The organism is Aeromonas sp. (genome assembly GCF_050633025.1).
GTDB lineage: Bacteria > Pseudomonadota > Gammaproteobacteria > Enterobacterales > Aeromonadaceae > Aeromonas.
This window is the reverse complement of sequence record NZ_JBODRQ010000206.1, coordinates 1-3,995: the sequence shown is the minus strand read 5'-3', so window position 1 is coordinate 3,995 and position 3,995 is coordinate 1. Positions and strand designations below refer to the sequence as shown.

Genomic DNA, 3,995 nt, shown 5'->3' with positions numbered 1-3,995 from the left:
GCCGCCAGATCGCCCTCGCGGTTCGGCAGGGTGCCCGGATCGTGGGGGAAGATCTTCGGCCCATCGACATCGGCCAATTGCTTAAGCTTGGGATCGCCGTTGGCGCGCAGGAAGTCGTCGAACGCCCAGCCGGAGAGCTCCCACAGCTCGTCGTTGAGAAACTCCGGGCTCACGATGCCGCGATTGAACACGGTCGGCGCGCCGGGTCGGTCCCCTTCGCAGTTGGAAACCAGCGGGAAGTCCACTTCGATAACGTCTGCGCCAGCGGCTTCCAGCGCCTTGCGCGCATCTTCCCAGAGGGCAATCACGGTCTCGCGGGTATGGATGCGCTGACCGGTCGGGCCACCGATGCCGGGGTTTTCGCTGGTGCCGGCCAGTTCATCCTTGTTGATAAACATGCGCGGCACGCCGAGGCGCTTGCCCTTGAGGGCATCGGCCTTGGCAGCCAGATCCAGATAGGAGGCCGGACGCACCTCGGAGGCCTTGGGCAGCTGCACCCAGGGCTGCATGCGCCACAGATCGCCACGGGTGTCGGCATCGTCAGCCACTACCACATCCAGCACTTCCAGCAGATCATTCATGGTGCGGGCATAGGGCACCACCACATCCATGGTCGGAGTCAGCGGCCAGTTGCCGCGCACCGAGATGACGCCACGGGACGGGGTGTAGGCGCACAGGCCGTTGTTGGAGGCAGGGCCACGGCCGCTCGACCAGGTCTCTTCCGCCAGACCAAAGGCGGAGAAGCTGGCTGCGGTGGCAGTACCAGCGCCGTTGGAGGAGCCGGAGGCAAACGGCGCGGTCAGGTAGTCGGCGTTGTAGGGGCTCTCGGCACGGCCATAGACGCCGCGCTGCATACCGCCATTGGCCATCGGCGGCATATTGGTTTTGCCAAGGCAGATGGCACCGGCGGCGCGCAGGCGCTCCACGGTAAAGGCATCGCGCTGGGCCACCAGATCCTTGAAGGCCGGGCTGCCGGAGGCGGCGGTCAGCCCCTTGACCAGATAGCTGTCTTTGGCTGTGTAGGGGATGCCGTCGAGCGGGCTCAGGGTCTCGCCACGGGCACGGCGGGCATCGGAAGCTTCGGCTTCTTTCAGCGCATCGGGATTAGCGACCACCACGGCGTTGAGTTTGGTGGCAGTCTCGGGGCCGTTGTAGGCCTCGATCCGGGCCAGATAGGCCTTGGCCAGTTCGACCGCAGTGGTGCGGCCTGATCCGAGCGCGGCACGCAGCTCGGCAATGGAAATCTCGGTGACATCTACCATTTTGGCGATCATGGGGATCTCCTGTAAAAGGGTGACTGTTTGTCATGATGATCGCCACATCAGCGCCTGCGACCATCACACCATCAAGAGATAAAACCCCACAGCGTGGGGTTTTGAATTTCTACACTCTTCGACCAGCTTACTGACCTGAAGGGATCTGCTGGGTAATGCAGTGGATATTGCCACCGCCCAGCAGGATCTCGCGGGCCGGTACGCCGATCACGGTGTGCTCCGGGAAGATCTCTTCCAGAATGCGCTGGGCTTCGCCATCGGTGGCGGCATCCAGCAGCGGGTAGACGATGCGATCGTTGGTGATAAGGAAGTTCACATAGGAACCGGCCAGACGGCCCTCTGCCTCGCGCGGCACACCAGTACCGATCTCGACACCGGCTGACTCCTCTTCGGTGCAGAACAGCGGGCCCGGCTGGGGCAGCTTCCACACTTTCAGCTTGCGACCCTTGGCATCGACCGCCGCTTCCAGCACCTTGAGGGCGGCCACGGAGCGGGCGTACTGGGGATCGTTCTGATCGTCAGTCCAGTGCAGCGCCACTTCACCCGGACGCACGAAGCAGCACATGTTGTCGATGTGGCCGTCGGTTTCGTCCATATAGACGCCTTCGTCCAGCCAGATAAAGCTGGTGACGCCCAGATAGTCGCGCAGGTGAGCTTCGATCTGCTCTTTGGTCAGGTGCGGGTTGCGGTTTTCGTTGAGCAGGCACTCGGCGGTGGTCAGGCAGGTACCTTCGCCATCGACGTGGATAGAGCCCCCTTCCAGAATCAGCGGCGCATCGTAACGAGCCATGCCGTGCTGGGCCAGCATCTGGGCAGCAACCTCTTCATCCTGATTCCACGGGTAGTAGAGACCGCCCTTGTGACCGCCCCAGGCGTTGAAGCCCCAGTCCACCCCACGGCACTCGCCTGCTGCGTTGGTAACGATGGTGGGGCCGGTATCGCGGGCCCAGCAGTCATCGCTGTTCATTTCAACCAGAGTGACGTGGGCGGGCATGATGGCGCGAGCCTGCTCCATAAACTGGGCTGGCACCCCCATAAAGACCGGAGTCGCACCACCGATGGCATCGGCTACCTTGGCAAAAGTGGGCTGGGCGAAGCGACCGGCTTCACGCCAGTTGTCAGGGCGAAACGGCCAGATCATCCAGACGGCCTGCTGGTGCGCCCACTCGGCGGGCATGGTGAAGCCGTCGGCGGCCGGTGTTGAATCGAGAAGAGCGGAGTTCATGGTCTTGATGCTCATCGCAAGGCTCCTTGCATAGATTGAGGCCCCCGTTTACGCCCGATGCGGCGCGGGAACCCGGAAAAAAAAGAGTGGGTCGCAGAGTAAGACGTTGCGCCCCCATCCATCAAATGAATAGGATGGATTGTCCCATAAACACGGCGAATAATCCCCCCATGAAACTGCACCAGCTCGACCTCAATCTGCTGCTCGCGTTTGACGCCCTGATGACGCAGGGCAGCGTCACCCGCGCCGCCGAGGCGCTCTTTATCAGCCAGCCCGCCATGAGCCACTCCCTTAACCGGCTGCGCACCTTTCTCGGCGACCCGCTTTTGGTACGCACCCCGCAGGGGATGCTGCCGACCCCGCGCGCCCAGCGGTTGCATCTCGGGGTGCAGCAGGCGCTGCGGCTGCTGGAGCAACAGCTCACCGAGGAAGAGGAGTTTGAGCCGAGCCAGTCGAAGCGCCGCTTCGTGCTCTGCACCACAGATTACGTGGAGTGCGTGCTGATCCCGCCGCTGATCCAGCGGCTCAGACGGCTGGCGCCGGGGGTCACCATCGAGATCCGCATCCTGCGCGACACCCTGCCCGAAGCCGAACTGGCAAGCGGCGAGATCGATCTGGTGCTGGGGTTTGACGAGTACATGCAGGTGCCGGGGTATCTGGGCAAAGAGACCTGGCTCACCGAGCCGCTGGCCGGGCTGGTACGCGCCGATCTGCCGATTGCCAAATCGGCCCCCGCCGGGGCCGAGGATGACCCCTCCCAGTGGATGGAGCGCATCACCTTGCAGCAGCTTATCGCCATGCCCCATGTGTTCCACTCGCCGCTGGGCACCTCGGAGGCGAGCCTCGACCGCTATCTGAAGAGTCAGGGCTTTAGCCGCACCATCTCGGTCAACAGCCAGAGTTATATGTCCGCCGCCGCCATCGTCAGCCAGAGCGATCACCTCTTGGTGCTGCCCAGCATGGTGGCCGAGCTGCTCGCCACCCACTGGCCGCTGAAAAGCTTGCCGCTGCCCGAGGACGTGCCCGATTACCACCTCAACTGCGTCTGGCACCCCGTTCACGCGCAACAGCCCGCACTGGTGTGGCTCAAAGATTTGATGAAAGAGCTGGTGGGGCCGAGGTAAGGCAACTCGCCTCCGAAATTGAATGGGATCACCAACAGACCCCACTGAAAGGTGTTTGCTGACCGACCATGATGTCCAAACCGAACCTCGATCAGTTCCCGCTCCCTCCGGGAGAGGGTTAGGATGAGCCCCTCATCCCCAGCCCTTCTCCCACAAGGGGAGAAGGGCGCCGTTACGCTACAACTTGCAGCATCGCAGACAAGCAAAATAACCTTTAAATTTCAGATATATTCATCCATATGCTTATCACCCAACAGATAGTTCAAAACGGTGGGTGTCCCAAAATTTCTCATCCCAAAATCTCTCATCCCAAACTCTCTCATCCCAAAATCTCTCATCCCAAACTCTCTCATCCCAAAATCTCTCATCCCA

General features: G+C 61.9%; 3 protein-coding genes. 1 reads left to right on the top strand and 2 read right to left on the bottom strand.

The window, feature by feature from the left end:
- Both ACRAUW_RS17205 and aguA read right to left on the bottom strand, forming a co-directional pair.
- A partial coding sequence (locus tag ACRAUW_RS17205; protein WP_431363250.1) for an amidase occupies positions 1–1,262 on the bottom strand: 1,262 nt, incomplete at its 3' end.
- A 139-nt stretch (positions 1,263–1,401) separates the two neighbouring features.
- Positions 1,402–2,514 carry an agmatine deiminase gene (gene aguA, locus ACRAUW_RS17200; RefSeq protein WP_431363249.1) on the bottom strand — a complete coding sequence of 371 codons (1,113 nt, stop codon included), beginning with the start codon at positions 2,512–2,514 and terminating at the stop codon, positions 1,402–1,404.
- Between the two features lie 155 nt (positions 2,515–2,669).
- On the opposite strand from aguA, the gene ACRAUW_RS17195 reads away from it, so the two are divergent.
- Positions 2,670–3,623 carry a LysR family transcriptional regulator gene (locus tag ACRAUW_RS17195; protein WP_058059628.1) on the top strand — a complete coding sequence of 318 codons (954 nt, stop codon included), beginning with the start codon at positions 2,670–2,672 and terminating at the stop codon, positions 3,621–3,623.
- Positions 3,624–3,995: the final 372 nt, after the last annotated feature.